This is a genomic window from Hymenobacter sp. R533113, assembly GCF_056835965.1.
On sequence record NZ_JAKWBD010000014.1, the window covers coordinates 171,891 to 190,000 of the forward strand.

An 18,110-nucleotide genomic window follows, 5' to 3' on the forward strand; every position below is an offset into this window, starting at 1 on the left:
GTCTTAGATTTAGGTGTCGAGTTGTTCAACGCAAACCATAAATGGCGCGTTCCTACCCGCGCGCTGCGTTTTGCTGAGCCTGCGTAGCCATCACCATTTTGACTTTTAGTCGGTTGCCGATTTCGAGGATATCCACCAGCTTCTGCACGTTCAAAGAAGCGTCGACCCGCAGCACCACGGTGGGCTGGTCGAGGCCGGCCACGCGCTTGCTAAGCGCAGATTCTAAATCGGTAGACGTCACCGGCTGACGGTCCAGAAAGTACTGCCCGGCGGCGTCAACCGAGATATTGATGGTTTCTTTCATCACGGCCTTGCCCGAACGGGCATTAGGCAGAAGCAGCTTAATCACGTTGGGATTAACCATCGTGCTCACGATCAGAAAGAACAGCATCAGGAAGAACATGATGTCGTTCATCGAGCTGGTCTCGACGTGCGAGGAAAGCTTACGGCGGCGGCTAAGATCCATAGGGGAATGAGTGGGTGAATGAGCGAATGAGTGAATGGCTGAATGAAGTCGTAAAACTCACCCATTCAGCTATTCACTCATGCAGCCATTAATTTAATTATCCTGCAGGATATCCATGAACTCAATGGCCGAGTTCTCCATGCGGAAAACCAGGCGCTCAACCATGATGCTGAGCCAGTGGTAGCCCACGTGGGCAATAATGCCGACGATAAGACCAGCCGCCGAGGTTACCATCTTGGTGTACAAACCGCCCGAAATCTGGGCAATACCGAAGTCGCCGGTGGTGCTGATGGCGTAGAAAATCTTGATTACGCCGATGATAGTACCCACAAAACCCAGCATAGGCGCAATACCAGCAATGATGCCCAGGATGCTGATATTCTTCTCTAAACGGGCAATTTCGATTTTGCCCACATTCTCCACGCTGGTTTCAATGTCTTTGAGGGGTAAGCCGATGCGGCGAATACCCTTCTCAATCATGCGGGCCAAAGGAGAAGCATTTTGCGCGCACAGCATTTTTGCCCCCTGCAAGTCGCCTTTCACCATTAGTCCTCGAATGCCCCCCATGAAGGAGTCGGGGTTGCTGGTGGCTTTACGAATCGTGATGTAACGCTCCAGAATAATGAAAACCGAGATGGAGAAGAGAATGAAAATGGGAATCATTACCCATCCACCCTGCAACACCAAATCAATCAGGGAAAGCTCAGGAGCTGCCGCGTTGGCCGCGGCATTGGCGGCAACAGCCGCAGTATCAAGGGGAGCAGTGGTGGTAATTTGCAGGAGCAACGATGTCATTTTAGTACTTAAGAACCCAGAGTGCTGAGCCGTATTGTTTGCGTAATTGAGAAAGGCTGCGGTCAGCCGAAGCGCGGTCGGCAAACTCGCCTACCGTAAGACGGTAATAACGGCTGCCCGCAGAAGCGCGCGTAGGGCGCACGGGCCACAAAACCTGCGCAGGGCGATTTTTACGGGCTAAAGCGGCCCGGGCTTTCTCCACGCTGAGAGGGGTATCGAAGCTGCCGGCCACCACGTAGAAACGCCCTGTCCGGGTTTTGATTGTAGAAGCCGAAGCTGCTGAAACGGGTGTTGCCGTTGCGGTGGCTTTTGCCACTGCTGCGGGCTTGGCTGCCGCAAGCGTTGCGGCTGGTGCAGGAGTAGCAACGGGCTTAGCTGCTACCGGCTTGGCAGTAGGCTCGGCACTGGAATCTACTACGGGTTGTCCCGAGATGTCGGGGGTGGTGGCGGGTGTATTAGCTGGCTGATCCTTATCCCAATCAGCAGTTTCTGGACTTATTAGGGCAATCGGAGCCGTTGCATCAGCAGTGCCGTTGGGTACGAACTCTTCGCTCCAGCCATGATTAGCTAACGTAGCCTGCTGCCGGGCTCTGGATTGTGATTTAATAGTGCTGGGGGGCGTTTTTTGCTCCTGTGCCACCCACGAAGCCGGCACCGCCCGTGCGCTGTCGGGCAAGTGCCCCAGACGCAATGCAAACAGATAACCAGCCGACAGCATCAGACCGGTGAGAACCGTAGCGGCGGCTACATTGAACACCCGAGCGGCCCGGCGTGAGCGGCCGGCTACGGTAAGTTGAGGCGCGGTTGGCTGCCGTTCGCGGGCAATTAAAGCGTCGGTTGCGCGCACCGGCCGCGACACTAATTCCGGCAAACCATAACTGGCTGCCAGCAGATTCTGAGTGCCGGTGTACTCGAACTCCAAACCTCTCCCCACAGCTCGGCGAAAGACGCCAATACCAGGCAGTTCCGTGCGCTGGGCGCTTTCCAGCTCCGCCTGCAGGTTAGCCACCGCGTTGCGCACCATCTGACGGGCTTCCGAAGCAGGCACGCGCAGAGCATGGCTCAAAGCATCTACCAACAAGCCATCATTGCGGGTGAGCGCGCCATTGAAGGCTACGGTTTTGGTGGGTGGAGTCAGAGTGTGGCGCACGGGATGAATCCGGGCCGGAGCGTAATCGGCGATAAGTCCGCCGAAACCGGGAATAATCACGCAATCGTGGTCCCGGAGTAAGCTGAGGATATGGTTGGAAATCGGCAAAGTCGGTTGTGTTTGTGGTGCGTTACTCTTTGCTGCATTGATGCTGTAAGTAGCTTACTATTTGGGAATAAGCCTCGGAATATTCTATTCGTTACCAGTGCATCAGCGCAGTAAAAAATTAAAAATCATAGGTCACGCCCGCCAGTACGTTGATGCCCTTCACCGGGTAGTTCAGGAAACGCTCGTACTTGCGGCCCAGCAAATTGTTGCCTAAAGCAAAGATTGACAGATTTTCCGAGAAACGATAATCGCCACGCAGGTTCAAATCTACGACGGTATCGGTGGGGCGCACTACCTGGGCGAGGGTTCCAGAGGTACCCGACCGCTTATACCCTGCTCCGAAACTAGAGCTGTAGGTGTATAACTCTGCCCCTAGCAGCAGCTTATCACCAACATTATACGTTCCAAACAATACTGACTGGAAAGCTGGCCGGTGAAAGGCTTCGGCCAAAGTCTTGGTGTTATAACCATTGTAATCGGCCTTCACGCCCAAGCGAAACTGCTCGGCGGCATTATACATCACTTCGCCGTGCACGTTAAGTAACTGAGTTGATTTGCGGTCATAAACCAAATTAAAGCGGGAGGTATCGGTGGGGCTGTTGGCGTAGAAATACAAGTTGCGGTCGTTGGCGGCCGTCACTTTGGCGCTCACCGACAGGCCCCGAGCGGGCGTTGCCGTGAAGCCCCCGTAAATAGTAGGGCCCCGGTGCGTATCCGCCACGCGCTGGTTGGGAGCCAGCCAGGGGTTTTCGGTGGTCAGGTCGTACATGGTGACGCGCTGCAACGCGCCACCCAGGCCGCCAAACACCACGAACTTGTCCTCAGCCACGGTGTAGCCCACCCGAATGGCCGGATACACATTGAACTGCGAAGCCGTCCCGATGGTGTCGCCGGTGTAGCCCAGCGTAGCGCCCACCGATACGGCCAGCCGGTTCAGGTCAGCTTCAAAAGCCGGTGTGACCTGCACAAATGGCCGACTGGTAGTGGTTAGCTCGTCTTTCTGGGAGATAAAGGATACATCACCATTCAAGGCAATTCGCCCTTTTTCGCCCAGCGCATAGCCTGAGCGCAACGACGCATTGAAGTTGCTCTCGCTGGCCGCAAACCGATCTTTCCAATAGTTAAAGCCCACGCCGAAGTCGTACTGAAAAGCGGCATCGGTGGCGCGGTTGCGGGCATACACCTTCGCGGCGGCGCGGGTGAATACTTGCTTGATGTCATCGACATCGGGGGGCAAATTCTGAGTCTCGCGGTTGTAGCCGTAGAAGTTATACCGCTCCCGGCCCAAATCTAGCTTAGCGCCCAAAGCGGTTGTACCACTGTAGGTTTCACCATTAAGCCCCAGACTGGTTTGGCTAAGGCTGGAATTCTTACGGTCCACCGGGCCGCGCGAGGAGGAAATATGGCTGAAATCGAGACCATAGGAAGCGGCCTCGCTGCGGGTGTTGTGCAGGTAGGCCTTGCCGTAAATGGTCCCGTAGTTGCCCAGCGCGCCTTTGAGGTAATTACCGGTCTGGGGGGCTAATTCCTCCTGCTTAATTGTGAGCACCCGTACCGACGGATTGAGGCGGTCGGCCGGCAGGCGGAAGTCAGGATAGGTGAACTGCACCGTCTGCGCCTGCGGAGTTGGGGCCTCCACTTTAATTTTATCAAAGTTGCGCGTCGCCTCGGGTAGCTCGTTCACGCGCTCCTTCACAATTTCAATTTCAGCGTCTTCAATTTTGCCCCCGGTCGCTGCTGCGCCCACGAAATGCGGGGCGCGGCCACGGCTAAAATGGTGGCCAGAGCTAGGGAATAAGGCGAGCGAAGCGTCATAGCAACAAAGTTGGGCTGAATATAAGCTTTGATTTAGCTCGGCTTAATCAACCTATTGTGAATCAAATATTTATTTTAACCAGCAATCAGCATTTACATCTCCTACTGCTCTATTGGGGAAGGCGAAGGCGAAGCGGTAGAATCGGTTGGCTGGGCTTGAGTAGACTGCAAAGACTGGCGGGCGGCGGCCCGACGAGCGGCGGGTGAAGCTGGCTTAGCAGGTGCCGTTTTGGTTCCCGCAGGCGGCGTAGTTGCAGGTTTAGTGCTGCTACTGGTAGGCGCGGGCGCAGCAGCCCCGTCAGCGGGCAGAGCCGCTAGTCGCTGCTTGGCACCTTCAATGATTTCCGCCACCGGGAATTTGTTGTCGATGATGGAATTCAGCGTAGCCCGCGCCTGGAAAATGTCACCTTGTAGCGTGTAGATGTCGGCGATAAGCAGGAAGCCCCGGCCCTGCCACAGCTCATATCTGGAGGCGTTGGTTTTGTAAGCGGCATCCAAAGCCTCGGGATATTTCTTCTGGTCGAATAATACCTGAGCCAACAGGTATTGCGCTTCGGCCCCGTTTTCGTCGGTCGCCGTGGCAGCCGCCGTTGTCAGCTCGGGTATAGCCTGGTCCAGATTACCAGCTTTGTAGCTGGCTTTGCCCAAATAAAGCAGCGCCGCATTGGTCGCGTTCAACGACGCATTACCCAACGCCCGCAGATCCTGCGCCACCCGGCGCGTGCCCTCGTAGTCACCGCTCTCGTAGTAGCTCCGCATCAGCCCGATGCCGGCGTCGGCCACTTCCCGCTTGTTCTGCGACACTTCGCGCAAACGAGTGTAATACTTGATGGCTTCCGGGTAATTCTTGTTGGCAAACTCCAGGTCAGCAACCCGGCCTGCGGCGCGGTTCACAAACTCGCTCTTGCCCTCAGTCACCACGTTCTTCAACCCGGCCAAGCCCTCCGCCTGCTTGCCCGTTTTCAGGTAAGAATCACTGAGGAAGTAACGGCCATCGGCGGCCAGGGACGTGTTGGGGTACTGCTTCAGGTAAGATTCCAGCCGCGGAATGGCCTGGGCGTACTTCTCAGCGGTGTACAACGACTTAGCCGCTTCAAACTCGACGCTTTCCGTGGCTCCGCTCTGCGGATTCTGCTGCTTGTACTGGCCAAGCGCCTGGTCAAATTCTTCTGTCTTGCCCAGTGCAGCTAAGCTTTCCTGCAAGCCCGACAGCGCATTCGTCGCTGACTTGGTGCGCGGATACCGCTCCAACACCTGGCGGAAGTCGGCTACGGCTTTATCATACTGGTTAAGGTTGGCATACGCTACGCCCCGTTTCTGCAAGGCCTGCGGAATCAGGGCACTATTAGGGCGGGCCCGAATCAGGCGCGAGAACCCATCAACGGCGGGTTGGAAATTGCCCCCTCAAACTCAAACTGCGCCTGCTGAAACACGGCGTCATCGGCGTAGCGCGACTGGGGGCAGTTTTGAGCAAGGTATTCAACGTATTCGTCGCTTCCCCTGCCGACCTAACAAACCTAACGTTACGCTCTTCTGGTAATAAGCATAGTCCTTGTCGGGCGCGTTGGAGGCAATTACTTTGTCGTAGCCGGTCAGGGCCTGCTTGTAGTCTTTGGCCACGTAATAGGTATCAGCCAGGCGCAGGGCTACGTCGTAGTAGTTGGGGTCACTGGCGGGCTGGCGGGTTTCGGCATCCTTCAGATAAGCCTGAAACTGCGGCCGCGCCCGATCATACTGCTTCGTGTTGTAATAAGCATAGCCCAGGCCGTAGCGGGCTTTCTGGTCGAAATCCGTTTCGGCCGCGCTACCGGAGCGCGCGGTACGGGCTGCGGCCGTGTAGCTTTGAATGGCTTCTGGGTATCTTTGGCCAATACTATAAATCTCCCCGCGCAACACCTGCGCCGCCGCCCGCAGCGCATCGTCCTGGGGGTATTTAAGCGACTTATCCAGCAACGGCAGCGCCTCATTAAACTTGCTGTTATTGTACAGCGTGGCCGCTTGCAGGTACGTCACGCGCTGATAGGTAGCGTTCAGACGGCTGCTACGATTATCCAGGCCTTCAAGGTAAGTAATAGCCTGCGCGTAGTCCGAGGAGTTGAGAAAGCTCTCGCTCAGGATATCATCGGCGGCAGCAGCATTTTTGGAGCGCGGAAACTTCTTGTTAAAGTCTTTTAAAGAGGCAATAACTTCCCGACCATTACCCAGCTGGTAGTTCACCTGCGCATATTTGATCGTGGCGTTTTCCCTGATATTGCGGTCGAACGTGGCATTACGGGCCGCGTCGAAAGCATTCAGGGCGGGCTGATTCTGCTTGAGCTGCAGGTAGCTCAGGCCCATATGATAGGCCGCGTTCTGACCCAGCGAGTCCTTGCGGGCTGCTACTCCCTTCAGGCTGTTTACCGCCCCTTTGAAGTCGCCCATCTTGTAGTTGGCGTACCCAATTTTGTACTGTACCGTCGGGTCCATCTTCTTGCGGCCGGCAGCGTAGCGATTAAAGTACTCGGCCGCACTCTGGAAGTCGCTTTTCTGATAATAAGCATCGCCCACGAGCAGCTGGATTTCATCGGCGCCCTGGGGCGGTGGAGTTTGGGCCAACGCCTTCGAGCCATAGGCAATCAGGCCATCGAAGTCGCCCTCTTTGTAATAAATCTGAGTCATGACGGCCGGCACCACGAGACGGTAGCCGTCACTCTCCTCGGCCACCGCTAAATCGCGGCGGGCACCGGCAAAGTCGCCCGCCCGGAAAGCCAGATAGCCGGCATAGTAGCTGCTGGCGTAGCGATACTCCGAGCTGCCCTGCTTGGTGCGGTCAAACAGCAGGCGCGCCTTGTCGAACTCCTTCTGGGCGAAGTAGCTATACGCCAGCTTAAACTCCGATTCTTCGCGCTGCTCCAGCGTTAGGTTATCGGGGCCCACGCGCTGCATGTACTCCGCAGCCTTGGCGTAATTCTTCTTGTCGAAATAGACTTTTCCGAGCTGAAAAAAGGCCTCCGCTGCCTTCGGGTGCGCCGGATTGTTGGCGGCAAAGGCCAGAATCCGGTCTTCGGCATCGGGGTGAAACAGGTAAAGCCCCGACACGGCGTAGTAGTATTCGGCGTCGGTGGTGCGGTCGCGCTGTTCGCCGGTGCGGCGCTGGGTAAGGTCGAGGTAGCGCTGAAAAGACTGCTGCGCGGCGCCGTACTTGCCACGGTCGAAGAGCTCAAGGCCTTCCTGGAAATGACGCTCATCGGCGGCAAAAACCTGGGTTTGCTGGGCTGCGGCCACCAGTGGGGCCGCCGTGCTAAGCGTGGCGGCCAGCGCCAGGCGGGGAAATAACTTCATTGCGGGGCGTTACAAGAAAGGGCGCTGCGGGCCCGGGAGTGGCCAAAAGTAGCGAAAAAGTGGCGGAGGTTGCACAGAAAAGGCATTCCGGCACCCTGGCAACGCGCTGGGGGGCTTTTTTGGTATAGATGCCGCCGCTGTAGCTGCTACCCACTGAGTAGCACAATTTTTTATCCACCCGGTAAGATTATTCTTAAAGCCAAAACAAGAGAATAAAGCTATACCGCTCTCTGGGGGGCTTTTTTACAAGCCAAAATGCATGGTATAGTCCGTCCCATCGGTGATGTGCACGCGCTTGAAACCAAGAGCTTTCAGGTCGATACACACCTGTTTTATTACCGTATCCTTACTCTGAGCATTAAATGATGGCGATGACATAACCACTACGTCAGCTTGCTCTCCTACCACGTTGACCTTGGCTTCTATCCCTTTTTGCAGTAGGATATTGGATAGTTGGGCGGCATACTCCTGGCGCTCCTCTATGGCTACAACGTCTTTGGCTATAACCGTTTTGGGAGTGATACCTTCAGTAGCCAAAGCTGAATCAGCGACCGACGCGGAAGGTGCTTGCAGCGCTGTATCAGATGAGCTGACTAATGCAGCAGATGCGGGTGGTAGTTGCTTATTTGGCTTGTTTGAGCGGAATTTATTGTCGGCACTTAGCTTTTGCACAGGCACTGGTGTGTTGAGCGCAAGATCATCTTCGGTACCTTCTTCCTGGTAGGCTGCGGTTCGCATAGCCGCCAGCAGTCGAAGGGCTTCCTTCTCGCTTGCATCCGACAAGTCCGCCGCGTAGGCGACCCCTGCGGCGGCGCTTACTCTGCTGGGAGTATGCGGACGGGCAGGCCGCGTCCATCTTCCCAATATGAAAGCCCCTAAAAAGGTAAGCAGTATAATCCCGAGCAGGCCGAAAAGTGAGTTACGATTCACAAAACAAATAGTAGAATGCTCGCCTTTGCAGCAATCGATACGATTAAAAGGCGAGAAAGTCTACTATGGCAATCGACAAGCCAATTGTCTAGCTTCGGTACATTGTTTCGCCCTCCATCAACTGCCAGCCAAAGTGTTTGCTAAGCATATCCCTCACTTTCTCCTTGGTTAGCGGCTTAGTCAGGAAGTCCGCAACGTGGAGCTGCTGTCCTCGCTCCACGTCCTGAGAGTTCACAGACGTAGTGAGCATAATGATGACGATGGCTTCTTTTCGCTCCAGCGGCAGCTGCTGGTAGGAAAACAGAAACTCGAAGCCATTCATGACGGGCATATTTACGTCCAGCAGAATCAGGGCCGGACATGCAGCATCAGGACATTGCTGCTTCAATAAAGCAAATGCCTCCTGCCCATTTAGTGCCACCATTAGCTGATCGGCAATAGCTAAATCTTCCAGCAGACGCTGATTGAGGAAGTTGTTAACGGGGTCGTCGTCCACTAATAGGATACACGGTAGCTTCACCACGCAAATACCTAATTATAGATGTTGGGATAAACACAAAACTGTTGTACTCCTTGAAAGCAGCTCGTGGGGGGCAAATCTAAGATTTAAACTGAACAGTTTCCACGGTGCTGCCTAAAGGCATTGCTCTTAATTATTTAGCCTACTATGGCGCTCAACGGCACGGGGTGCAGAACCAGAAATATCAGCTCGCGCAAAATCTCACCCTCCGTCATTGAGCCCGACTCGATTCCCTTACTCTGAGCATCGGCGCGGCGCAACAGATGGATAATGTCGCGGGTGCGCTGGAAGCTGTAGTTGCGCATGGCCACTTGCGCGTCTTTCTGCTGAAAGCTGTTTACCATGCTCAGCTTTTTATAGTCGGCGTCGGAGGGGTTGCCGATCTGGTGCAGCACGAGCAGCTTGGTAAAAAAGCCGAAGAGCAACGTCAGATTCGGAATGATAGGATTAGCCTTGGGGTTGGCTTCGAAGTAATGCAGAATCCGGTTGGCCTTCAGCACATCACGCTGCACCAGCGCCCGTTGCAGCTCAAAGATGTTGTAGTCCTTACTGATGCCCACCAGGCGCTGCACCAGGTCCTCGTCGATGGCCTGCCCGGGCTTTACGTTGAGCAGCAGCTTGTCAATCTCGTTTGTCAGCCGGCCCAGATCAGGCCCGATATATTCGCTGAGCATCGCCACGGCCTGGGGGGCAATTTGCTGCTGCTTGCTGCGCACGTAGCTCGTCAGCCAGGGCGCTACCTGATTGTCATAAAGCTTTTTACTGGTCAGCACGGCCGCGTGCTTGGTCATGGCTTTGGCCAGCGCCTTGCGGCCGTCCAGGGTTTTATGCTTGTAGCAAAACACGAGCACCGTGCTGGCCAGCGGATTTTTCAGATATGCTTCAAAAAACGGATAGCTGCTCTCCCGCTCCAGGTCGGCCACCGACTGCGCTTCCTTCACAATGACTACCGAGCGCTCGGCCATCATCGGAAAGCGGCGCGCCTGGCCCAAAATGGTCGCTACATCTACGTCTTTGCCATAGAGCACCACCTGATTAAAGCCGCGCTCATGCTCCGGCATCACGTTTTTCTCAATTATATCGGCAATCAGATCGATGTAGTACGGCTCCTCGCCTTGCAGGAAATACACGGGTACAAACTGCCGCTGCTGGAGCTGCTTCAGAATCTCGTCGGGGCTGAAGTTGGGCACTTTGTTAGAAGGGAGAAGCGAGAAGTGAGACAATCTAGGGCGGCAAAGGTAAACAGTGCGTCTTACCTTTGCTGCTCGCTGGGTCCGGTTGCCGGTTTGCCGGTCTTGACCACCTCTCATTTCTCACCTCTCTGTACTCACTTCTCCCTTGAATCTTCTCGACGAACTCCGCTGGCGCGGAATGCTGCACGATACCATGCCCGGCACGGCTGAGCACCTGGCCGAACACCAGCCCATCAGCGGCTATATCGGCTTCGACCCTACGGCCGCTTCCCTGCACATTGGCAACCTGGCCACTATTATGCTGCTGGTGCATTTGCAGCGGGCCGGCCACCGGCCGGTAGCGCTGGTGGGCGGCGCCACCGGTATGATTGGCGACCCGTCGGGCAAGTCGTCGGAGCGTAACCTGCTGGACGAGGACACGCTGCGCGGCAACCAAGCCGGTATTCAAGCTCAATTAGAGAAGTTTCTGGAGTTTAACGACGGCCCAACCGGCGCCGTGGTGGTCAATAACTATGACTGGTTCAAGGACTTTGGCTTTCTGCAATTTCTGCGCGATGTAGGCAAACACCTCACGGTGAACTACATGATGGCCAAGGACTCGGTACAAGCACGTATTGGCCAGAACAGAGAAGGAATAAAACGTGAACTTCTTAATTCGATTGATATAATCACTATAATAAAGTCAGATATCAATAGTGGGGATTCTAAGGCTGCAATTCAGCAACTAAATAGTTTACAGGAATTCTTGGATATTCTTTCTAAGAAAGCCTCGCCCGATTATGAGGCTAGAATGGAAGTGTTTATAAATAGTTTGCATGAGAGCATGCAAAAACTGTATAACCAGCTTCCTTCTGATCAATTAACTGTTGGAATGTCCTACACCGAGTTCAGCTACCAACTGCTGCAGGGCTACGACTTCCGCCACCTCTTCCAAACCCTGAACTGCACCCTGCAAATGGGCGGCTCCGACCAGTGGGGCAACATCACGACCGGCACGGAGCTGATCCGTCGCCTCGACGGCGGCAAGGCTTTCGCCCTCACCTGCCCGCTGGTCACGAAGGCCGACGGTACCAAGTTCGGCAAGTCGGAAGGCGGCAACGTGTGGCTTTCGCCCCAGATGACTTCGCCTTACCAGTTCTATCAGTTCTGGCTCAACGCCGCCGATGCCGACGCCAGCCGCCTCATCCGCGTGTTCACCCTGCTCAGCGAAGCCGAAATTCTGGACCTGGAAGCGCAGCACGCCCCAGCCCCGCACCAGCGCATCCTGCAGAAAGCCTTGGCCAAAGACGTCACCACCCGCGTCCACTCCGCCGAGGCGTACGAAGCGGCGGTAGCTGCCTCCGAAATTCTGTTTGGCAAAGGCGACCTCGAAGACCTACAGCGCCTCGATGAGGCAACGTTGCTAGACGTATTTGCCGGTGTGCCGCGCCTGGAGGTGCCGCGTGCCCAAGCCAGCAGCTTGCTGGTAGCCGATTTGCTCAGCGAAGCCACTCAGTACCAAGTCTTCCCTTCCAAAAGCGAAGTTAAAAAGATGATTCAAGGCGGCGGCGTAAGCTTAAATCGTCAGAAAGTAGCCGCTGCCGACCAAGCTGTGTCTGAACTTCCCTTACTGCAGGATAAGTATCTGGTAGCCCAGAAAGGCAAGAAGAACTACTTCCTGATTGCTCTGGTCTAGAGTGTGTGGACAGCAAGCAGAAAGGCGGTCATGCTGACGAAGGAAGCATCCCTCCCGCTTCGTCGCGCCTCGGTTGACATTACCATTGCAGTAGAGATGCTTCGACAAGCTCAGCTGACCGTCCTAATGATTGAAATTGAGCTAAAAGATATTGTTCACACATAATAAAGCGGATTTCAGCTTGCTTAGAATATAGACTGATTGTGCTCCGCTTGATTTTTACAAAAAAGCCCCCCAAAGGATTTCTGGGGGGCTTTTTTGTAAACTAACAAACGCGTGTTATTTACCCACAGTACCAGCAGGAAGTTGCAGTAGAAACTGACTACCGCTGTTGCCGCTGCCCGAGGTATACGCCGGCACGGCACTGCCACCTTTCTCCCAGGCCTCTATCCAACGCATTTGTACCAGCAGCGGCGTGAGCGACTGTTGCTGCTTTTCGTTGGCATACGCCTGCGCGTCGGCCGCAATGCGAATCGATTTGGCCCGGCCTTCAGCTTCCGCAATGTTGATGCGTGCCTGCGTTTCCGCCTGCCGAATGCGGTTTTCGGTTTGTAAGCCGGTTTGTACAGCCGTATTCTTCGCATCGATGGCCGCTTTCAGGCTGGCCGGTGGCTCTAGCTTGGTCGTGATTTGTTGCACAGTGAAGCCCATCGTCTGAAGCTGACTGATGAGATTGGCCTTCACCTGGGCCTCGTAGCTACCGCGGTTGCTGATGAGGCTGTCGGCGGTGTAGCGGTTTGTAGCAACGCGGTAGGCTTCGTACACGGCTGTTTTAAGGAAACCATCCTCAATAGCAGGCAGCGGCCGACGGTACTGCCGAAAAATGTCGTCCACCTTATCTGACTGAATAAAATAGTTGAGACTGGGCGCCACGCCGAATCCCGAGCCGTCTTTGCTCTGCACCTCAAACTCTTCGTACTCCTTGTGTTGGGTGTAAACCGGAAACTCATACACGGCCGTGCTCAAGGGCGTATAGAATACCCAACCCGTGGTGTAGGTAATATCGTCAACGCCGCGCGAGGAACCAGCGAGGTTCACTTTGATGCCCACGTTGCCGGCATCTATTCGCTCAACTTTAATCAGGCTGCACCCGGCAATAGTTGCTACTAATAACAGACTGCCAAAAACGATAGGTTTAAACCAACGACGATTAGAATTTTGTAGAAGATTGGTCATTAAATGAAGATGGTGGAGTAGAATGTGAGTGTGATACGAAGCGAATAAGGGCACGCGCAGCCTGATATACTGATAGAGCTACGCCAATTGTCAAGACTAAAAGCCCAATGGCTCCCCAGCCCAACCACCAATCGGAGGGGCGGCTGAGCCAGTCAAGGAATAACGGCACGGCAAAGGGCAGCACGCCGGCGTAGAACAGCGCCCAGGCAGCCAGCCACAGAGGAAAAGTGCGTTTTGTGGGCATAATGAAGTAACTGTATTGATTGGGTAGAGCCGCAATATCTGAACTGTTGCATACACCACCTAATGCTTGGTAGCGGATGCACACGTTAGAAAGCAAGTGGTATTGCTTCTCATCTCGCTGGCTTTTCGCGCGAACAACAAGCACTACTAAAAAAGGCCCCCCAGAATTTATCTGGGGGGCCTTTTTGCACTAACAAGGTTCACAGAATATGCGGAATCCGAAAACTCCGAATATCCCCGTGAATTACTTCTTTTTAGCTGGAGCGGCTTTCTTAGCAGCAGCTGGAGCAGCCTTCTTAGCAGCTGGAGCAGCTTTGGCGGCACCGCCTGCAGCTTGGCCACCACCATCATTCTTCATGTTCTGCACTTCGGTGCGGATCTCTTGGGCCATGTTCTTCAACTCCTGCATTCCTTTGCGCACCCGGGTACCGGCGGCCGAGTTCTGCTTGTCGTAAAACTTGTCGAAGTCACCCTCGAGCGACATTACTAGGTCCTTGAGTTTGCTAAAATTGTTCATTGGAAATGGGTTTATGGGGGAAGAAAGGTTGTTATTGATTGGCCCTAATATACAGGGATTTCAAATACAAGCAATATTTCTATTTTTTTTCTAAAACGCCCCCCAGCGCTTTATAGAGGGATTTTTTTCCTAATTGAGCTTATGATGCAGATCCAATAACGACGAGCTTATATCAATATAATACCAAAAATAACACCGACAACCATTATGGCTGTCGGCGTTAGTACCTCCGCGCATTACTAAATATACTAGGCTTGCACTGATGCAGTACTCTTGGAGTATAGGCCCTTATCGAGCTTTTCAGCCACTGCTTCGAACGCAGTAATGGTCAGGCGCACGTCTTCGAGCGTATGCACGGCCGTTGGGATAAGGCGGAGCATAATCACGCCTTTCGGAACTACCGGATAAACCACGATAGAGCAGAAAATACCGTGATTCTCGCGTAAATCGAAGGTTATTTGGGTTGCGTCGGGTATTTCGCCGCTCAGGAACACCGGAGTTACCGGCGACTGCGTCGTACCGATATTGAAGCCTTTTTCGCGCAAGCCGCTCTGCAGAGCCCTTACTACGGTCCAGAGATTTTCTTTCAGCTCTGGTTGCGTGCGAAGGAGCTCTAAACGCTTCATTGCCCCTACTACGAGCGGCATAGGCAGCGATTTGGCGAAAATCTGGCTACGCATATTGTATCGCAAATATTCAATTACGCTCTCAGGGCCCGCTACGAAGGCTCCGATGCTCGCCATGCTCTTCGCAAACGTTGAAAAATAAAGATCAATGCCGTCCTGAACGCCCTGTTCTTCGCCCGCGCCAGCCCCTGTAGCGCCCATTGTACCAAATCCGTGGGCATCGTCAACGAGCAAACGGAACTGATATTTTTCCTTTAAAGCCACTACTTCGCGCAGGTTGCCCTGGTTGCCCGACATGCCAAATACACCCTCGGTAATTACAAGAATACCGCCGCCGGTTTCGCCCACCATGCGGGTAGCCCGCTGGAGCTGCTTTTCGAGGCTCTCCATGTCATTGTGCGGATACACGAAGCGCTTGCCTTGGTGTAGTCGTACTCCATCAATGATGCAGGCATGCGACTCCGCGTCGTACACAATCACGTCGTGGCGGTTCACCACCGCGTCGATGATTGACACGATACCTTGGTAACCAAAGTTGAGCAGCAGGGCGTCGGGCTTCTGAACGAAATCAGCCAGCTCGGCCTCCAGTTGCTCGTGCAGGTTGGAGTTGCCACTCATGATGCGAGCACCCATGGGCGTGCCCATGCCCCATTCAACGGCCGATTCGCCATCTACGCGCCGCACCTCGGGGTGATTAGCCAGCCCTAGGTAGTTATTTAGGCTCCAGGTAAGCACTTCCTTCCCGCGGAAAATCATGCGGGGCTTGATTTCGCCTTCTAGCTTGGGAAAGGTAAAGTAGCCGTGCGCATAGTGCGAGTGGCTGCCCAATGGGCCGCGGTTGGAAGCAATCTTCTCGAAAAGATCCACGGAGGAATATATTAAATGTGAAACGAATACGGCAATAGCCTACTGGGCACAACCATCAGGTTTGTGCAAAGTTATGGCAATTCACGCAGGTAACGGCCAAAGACAGACCTTTCTACTGAATTGGAGTAGCACAAAAATGCCCCCCAGTGCTTCCCCGAGCCGACAGAATCGTGTTTCTTTGGGCTAAGTTAGCGGTAAATTGTGCCTTGTCAGTTTCCAGTATAGCACAAAAAACTGACTTTATAGTCCCTAAAACTTGTAGCACACGTTCTACCACCCGCAATTTCCACCTCACCTCCATGAAGCACATCAAAAAACTATTGGTCGCCAACCGGGGCGAAATCGCCCTCCGGGTACTGCGCTCAGCCCGCGAAATGGGTATCCAGACCGTAGCTATCTATAGTGAGGCTGACCGCCAGGCCCTGCACGTACGCTACGCCGACGAGGCGGTGTGCGTGGGTGGGCCCCAATCGAGCGAAAGCTACCTGCGCGGCGACAAGATTCTGGAAGTGTGCCGCCAGCTTGGCGTCGATGCCATTCACCCCGGCTATGGCTTTTTGAGCGAGAATGCCGCCTTCGCCCGGTTGGTAAAAGAAGCGGGCTTGATTTTCGTTGGTCCATCGCCCGAGGCCATGGAGCTAATGGGCTCTAAGCTAGCGGCCAAAGCCGCCGTGGCAAACTTTAATATTCCTATGGTGCCCGGCACCGAGGAAGCTATTACAGATGTAGAAGCCGCCAAAGCAGTAGCCCGTCAGGTTGGCTTTCCGATTCTTATTAAGGCTTCCGCCGGCGGTGGCGGTAAGGGCATGCGCATTGTAAATGCCGAGAGTGAATTTGAGGAGCAGATGCAATTGGCCGTATCGGAGGCCACTAGCGCCTTTGGCGACGGGGCCGTATTTATTGAGAAATACATCGGCTCGCCCCGCCACATCGAGATTCAGGTATTGGGCGACGAGCACGGCAACATCGTGCACTTATTTGAGCGCGAGTGCAGCATTCAGCGCCGCCACCAGAAGGTAATTGAGGAGGCGCCCTCCTCGGTACTCACGCCTGCGCTACGCGAGCAGATGGGCCGCGCCGCCGTGGATGTGGCTCGCGCCTGCAACTACACCGGGGCCGGCACGGTAGAGTTCCTGCTCGACGAAAACCATAATTTCTACTTCCTGGAGATGAACACCCGCCTCCAGGTAGAGCACCCTGTCACGGAGCAAATAACAGGGCTTGACCTCGTAAAAGAGCAGATTCGGGTGGCCCAGGGCGAGCCCTTGCCCTTCCAACAGGATGATCTAAGCATCACCGGCCACGCTCTCGAGCTGCGCGTGTACGCCGAAGACCCCGCTAATAACTTCCTGCCCGACATCGGCACGCTCACAACCTATGTGCGCCCCCAGGGTCCCGGCGTACGCGTCGATGACGGCTTCGAGCAAGGCATGGACATCCCCATCTACTACGACCCCATGATTGCCAAGCTCGTCACCTTTGGTAAGGACCGTGCCGAAGCCATTGCCCGCATGCTCCGCGCCATCGACGAGTACCAAATCACCGGCATCCAGACCACCTTACCCTTCGGTCGTTACGTGCTCCAGCACCCTGCTTTCGTGGGGGGCAATTTTGACACAAACTTCATCCGCGACCATTTCACGCCTGCCAATTTAGTCCCCAGCACCGATGATGAAGCGGAAATAAACAAGCTGGCCGCCGTGCTCGGTGCCATGCTGCTTACTGAGAAGAAACCGCCAGTAGCAAGCGCCGCTGCGGAAGCTTTAGGTACGGGCTCGGCATGGAAGCGGAATCGGTTGGGCGTGCGGTAAGTGGTAGTTGATTAAACTAAAAAGCCCGGCTGGATTTGCCGGACTTTTTAGTTTAATCAACTTCTCTAGTTTCGAATGGCTCACGTTTAAGGAAGCTCACACATTCCCCATTGACTAGCCTTGGTTTACAAATGAATTACAACAACCTTTTAACGTACGATATTGTAATGCTTAATGAGCATTGCACGAGAATATTGCTTCTCACTTTCGCTAGCGCTATCATCAGCAAGTACTTCAAATAGAATAGTTTTGGCTAACGAATCTTTTTTATTTAATAAAAAATCAAAATCCATACTACCTATAATCTTAAATTTTTTATAATCATTAGATACACTTTCTTTTACATATCTGTCGTACTTTAATCTATTAGTTTCAAGCAGATCGATCTTTTCATCAAAATCAGGATCTTTACTAAAAAATAGATTAAGCATAAAAACGATAGAATCATGATTTAATTCAAACTGTTGATATTCCTCTATTTGAGAGAATGATTCAAACTGTTCAGTATTTTTATATATTGAAATAACCCAAGTTGTATCGATAGAGGGAGTCCACTTCTTATTAATTTTGGGTTTCGTTGCATTTCTGATGGTAGCATCAGTTTGATTTATTACAGGATTTTTAGCAGGAATCATCCGTTTTGTATTATCACTATTTTTCTCCTGACAACTAACAAATAGTACAAGTAAGTGAAGAAATGCGCGCGAGTTCATATTAATTAAAAAATCTGCAAAATATGCTGAGTGATAGGACCAGGAAGAGCAGTGTCTGGCTGATCCGGTATTTTGAACAAATAATTGTGCTGCACTTGAATAATTTCCTAACTGGCGCGAGCTTATAGCTCGCGCCTATTTTTGCGATGGAGGTTGTACCTCCACTGGCGTGCAGCGACAAGCT

Annotated in this window: 15 protein-coding genes and 1 pseudogene; 2 read left to right on the plus strand and 14 right to left on the minus strand. The window is 53.7% G+C overall.

All coding sequences use genetic code 11. The features are described from left to right. Positions 1-52 precede the first annotated feature (52 nt). The 9 genes from MKZ35_RS19660 to holA all read right to left on the minus strand — a co-directional run bounded on the left by MKZ35_RS19660 (position 53) and on the right by holA (position 10,328). On the minus strand, positions 53-466 hold the full coding sequence (locus MKZ35_RS19660; protein ID WP_482514944.1) for an ExbD/TolR family protein: 414 nt from the start codon (positions 464-466) through the stop codon (positions 53-55). Positions 467-559: 93 nt separating this feature from the next. After that, positions 560-1,261, minus strand: coding sequence for a MotA/TolQ/ExbB proton channel family protein (locus MKZ35_RS19665; protein ID WP_084447443.1), 702 nt, complete (start codon positions 1,259-1,261; stop codon positions 560-562). Between the two features lies 1 nt (position 1,262). Then, positions 1,263-2,519: an HU domain-containing protein gene (locus tag MKZ35_RS19670; protein ID WP_482514945.1), complete on the minus strand. Its 1,257-nt coding sequence runs from the start codon at positions 2,517-2,519 to the stop codon at positions 1,263-1,265. 118 nt (positions 2,520-2,637) lie between these two features. Continuing rightward, positions 2,638-4,266: a porin family protein gene (locus MKZ35_RS19675; RefSeq protein WP_482514946.1), complete on the minus strand. Its 1,629-nt coding sequence runs from the start codon at positions 4,264-4,266 to the stop codon at positions 2,638-2,640. Positions 4,267-4,436: 170 nt separating this feature from the next. Continuing rightward, positions 4,437-5,657: a tetratricopeptide repeat protein gene (locus MKZ35_RS19680; protein ID WP_482514947.1), complete on the minus strand. Its 1,221-nt coding sequence runs from the start codon at positions 5,655-5,657 to the stop codon at positions 4,437-4,439. Between the two features lie 156 nt (positions 5,658-5,813). After that, positions 5,814-7,655, minus strand: a complete 1,842-nt coding sequence (locus tag MKZ35_RS19685; protein ID WP_482514948.1) for a tetratricopeptide repeat protein — start codon at positions 7,653-7,655, stop codon at positions 5,814-5,816. 243 nt (positions 7,656-7,898) lie between these two features. Beyond that, positions 7,899-8,585, minus strand: coding sequence for a hypothetical protein (locus tag MKZ35_RS19690; protein WP_482514949.1), 687 nt, complete (start codon positions 8,583-8,585; stop codon positions 7,899-7,901). Positions 8,586-8,673: 88 nt separating this feature from the next. Then, a complete protein-coding gene (locus MKZ35_RS19695) occupies positions 8,674-9,108 on the minus strand; it encodes a response regulator (protein WP_482514950.1) in 435 nt (144 codons plus the stop codon). A 134-nt stretch (positions 9,109-9,242) separates the two neighbouring features. Next, a complete protein-coding gene (gene holA / locus MKZ35_RS19700) occupies positions 9,243-10,328 on the minus strand; it encodes a DNA polymerase III subunit delta (RefSeq protein WP_482514951.1) in 1,086 nt (361 codons plus the stop codon). Between the two features lie 115 nt (positions 10,329-10,443). Here holA and tyrS point away from each other — a divergent pair, with 115 nt between their 5' ends. Next, a complete protein-coding gene (gene tyrS, locus MKZ35_RS19705) occupies positions 10,444-11,973 on the plus strand; it encodes a tyrosine--tRNA ligase (protein ID WP_482514952.1) in 1,530 nt (509 codons plus the stop codon). A gap of 279 nt (positions 11,974-12,252) precedes the next feature. On the opposite strand, the gene MKZ35_RS19710 is transcribed toward tyrS, so the two are convergent. The 4 genes and pseudogenes from MKZ35_RS19710 to MKZ35_RS19725 all read right to left on the minus strand — a co-directional run bounded on the left by MKZ35_RS19710 (position 12,253) and on the right by MKZ35_RS19725 (position 15,402). Further along, positions 12,253-13,149, minus strand: coding sequence for a prohibitin family protein (locus tag MKZ35_RS19710; RefSeq protein ID WP_482514953.1), 897 nt, complete (start codon positions 13,147-13,149; stop codon positions 12,253-12,255). Then, entirely contained in the window at positions 13,124-13,537 is a 414-nt protein-coding gene (locus MKZ35_RS19715; RefSeq protein WP_482514954.1) for a hypothetical protein, read from the minus strand. Before MKZ35_RS19715 ends, MKZ35_RS19710 begins: the two co-directional genes overlap by 26 nt. A gap of 204 nt (positions 13,538-13,741) precedes the next feature. After that, positions 13,742-13,909: pseudogene (locus MKZ35_RS19720) on the minus strand (histone H1); the annotation flags it as partial. Positions 13,910-14,157: 248 nt separating this feature from the next. After that, entirely contained in the window at positions 14,158-15,402 is a 1,245-nt protein-coding gene (locus MKZ35_RS19725) for an aminotransferase class I/II-fold pyridoxal phosphate-dependent enzyme (protein ID WP_482514955.1), read from the minus strand. A gap of 299 nt (positions 15,403-15,701) precedes the next feature. Here MKZ35_RS19725 and accC point away from each other — a divergent pair, with 299 nt between their 5' ends. After that, positions 15,702-17,213: an acetyl-CoA carboxylase biotin carboxylase subunit gene (accC, locus tag MKZ35_RS19730; RefSeq protein WP_482514956.1), complete on the plus strand. Its 1,512-nt coding sequence runs from the start codon at positions 15,702-15,704 to the stop codon at positions 17,211-17,213. Positions 17,214-17,362: 149 nt separating this feature from the next. Here accC and MKZ35_RS19735 read toward each other — a convergent pair whose 3' ends face one another. Beyond that, positions 17,363-17,848: a hypothetical protein gene (locus MKZ35_RS19735; RefSeq protein WP_482514957.1), complete on the minus strand. Its 486-nt coding sequence runs from the start codon at positions 17,846-17,848 to the stop codon at positions 17,363-17,365. Positions 17,849-18,110 lie beyond the last annotated feature (262 nt).